This is a genomic window from Bacillus sp. MBGLi79, from assembly GCF_002953915.1.
In genome coordinates, this window is the sequence record NZ_CP026521.1 from 2,103,565 (window position 1) to 2,105,889 (window position 2,325).

The 2,325-nt window shown below is 47.4% G+C and carries 1 pseudogene; it reads left to right on the plus strand.

The features are described 5' to 3' along the window. Positions 1-70 precede the first annotated feature (70 nt). Positions 71-2,325: pseudogene (locus C1T29_RS10725) on the plus strand (exonuclease domain-containing protein); the annotation flags it as partial.

The following is a 2,325-nucleotide window of genomic DNA, read 5'->3' on the forward strand; positions in this document are numbered from 1 at the left end:
AAAGGAAGGTACCTCGGGCATCGTCCCAAGGTACCTTCAATTATGATTTTCTTTTAGGGAGGAATCTGTCTTGGAAGACCAGCTTTCTGTCAACAGAAGACAGTTTCAAATTCTTCTGCAGCAGCTGAATGTAACGGAAGATACGATGATCCGTCACCTTGAAGGCGGACAAATCATAAAGCTGACCGTTCATAAAAACAAGAAGACATGGCACTTTCACTTTAAATTAAAAAATGTCCTGCCTTATCAAATCTTCGAACGGTTTCACACCCAGCTGCCCCGCACCTTTTCCCATATCACCTGTTGCCATATCGCTCAGGTCACCTGTTCCATCGAGGCGGAAAACCCTTCGATTGACGAGCAGCTTGTTCAGGATTACTGGACGCGCTGCATCCAGGAACTCGATGGTATTTCCCCGCCGATTTTGACGCTTTTGAACGACCAAAAGCCCAAGCTTACGGGGAACAAAATCCTGCTTAAAACGAAAACAGATACAGAAGCATCCGCTTTAAAAAAGAAATACAGCTCACTCATCCAGTCAAGCTACTGCACATTCGGTTTTCCTGAGCTCCAGCTCGACACAGAAATCTTTGTGTCAGATCAAGAGATTCAGAAATTCAGAGAGCAAAAAATGGCCGAAGATCAAGAGAGAGCTCTTCAGGCTTTAATCGAAATGGAAAAGCAGGATAAGGAAGCCCAAGACGATGAAGCGCCGTCAGGCCCTCTTCAGATCGGCTACCAGATTAAAGACTCTGAAGAGATCAGAACGCTTGACAGCATCATGGATGAAGAGCGGAGAATTACGGTGCAAGGCTATGTATTCGACGCTGAAACAAGAGAGCTGAAAAGCGGCAGAACGCTTTGTATCTTTAAGATAACCGACTATACAAACAGCATTCTCGTCAAAATGTTCGCACGTGAAAAAGAGGACGCTGTTTTGATGAAGTCCCTGAAAAAAGGGATGTGGGTAAAGGCGAGAGGAAGCATACAAAACGATACATTCGTCCGCGATTTGGTGATGATCGCCAACGATGTCAATGAAATCAAAGGGAAAACCCGTGAGGATACAGCACCGGAGGACGAAAAACGTGTCGAGCTCCACCTCCATTCACCGATGAGCCAGATGGATGCCGTATCAAGTATCGGCAAGCTTGTCGAACAGGCGAAAAAATGGGGGCATCCGGCTATCGCGCTAACTGATCACGCTGTTGTCCAATCGTTTCCTGATGCATTCGCGGCGAGCAAAAAGCATGGCGTGAAAATGATCTACGGACTTGAAGCCAACCTCGTCGACGACGGCGTGCCGATTGCCTACAATCCGGTGCACCGTCTGCTTGAAGAGGAGACATATGTCGTGTTCGACGTCGAGACGACGGGGCTGTCGGCCGTCTATGATACGATCATCGAGCTGGCCGCCGTAAAAGTAAAAGGCGGGGAGATCATCGAACGCTTTGAAAGGTTTGCAAACCCGCATCGCCCTTTATCGGCTACGATCATCGAGCTGACTGGGATTACCGATGATATGCTGAAAGATGCGCCTGAAGCCGAAGAGGTCATCCGAGATTTTAAAGAATGGGTCGGAGATCACACGCTTGTCGCTCACAATGCAAGCTTTGACATCGGCTTCATCAATGTCGCCTACAAGCGTCTGCTGAATTCGGAGAAAGTGCAGAACCCGGTCATTGACACACTTGAGCTGGGCCGTTTTCTTTATCCGGAATTCAAAAACCACAGGCTGAATACGCTTTGTAAAAAGTTTGACATCGAGCTCACCCAGCACCACAGGGCGATTTATGATACCGAAGCGACGGGCTATCTCCTTGTGAAAATGTTGAAAGACGCGGCCGAAAAAAATATCATGTACCACGATCAGCTGAATGAAAATATGGGGCAGTCCAATGCCTATCAGCGTTCAAGGCCATATCACGCGACCCTTTTGGCAGTCAATGAGACAGGTTTGAAAAACCTTTTCAAACTCGTGTCGCTTTCACATATCCATTATTTTTACAGGGTGCCGAGGATCCCGAGGTCACAGCTTGAAAAGTACAGAGAAGGCCTTTTAATCGGTTCGGCATGCGACAAAGGCGAAGTATTCGAAGGCATGATGCAGAAATCGCCGGAAGAGGTCGAAGACATCGCTTCATTTTATGACTATCTTGAAGTCATGCCGCCTGAAGTCTACCGGCACCTGCTCCAGCTTGAACTCGTCAGGGATGAAAAAGCGTTAAAAGAAATCATCGCCAACATCACAAAGCTCGGCGAGAAACTGAATATTCCGGTAGTAGCAACAGGGAATGTTCATTACCTGAACCCTGAGGATAAAAT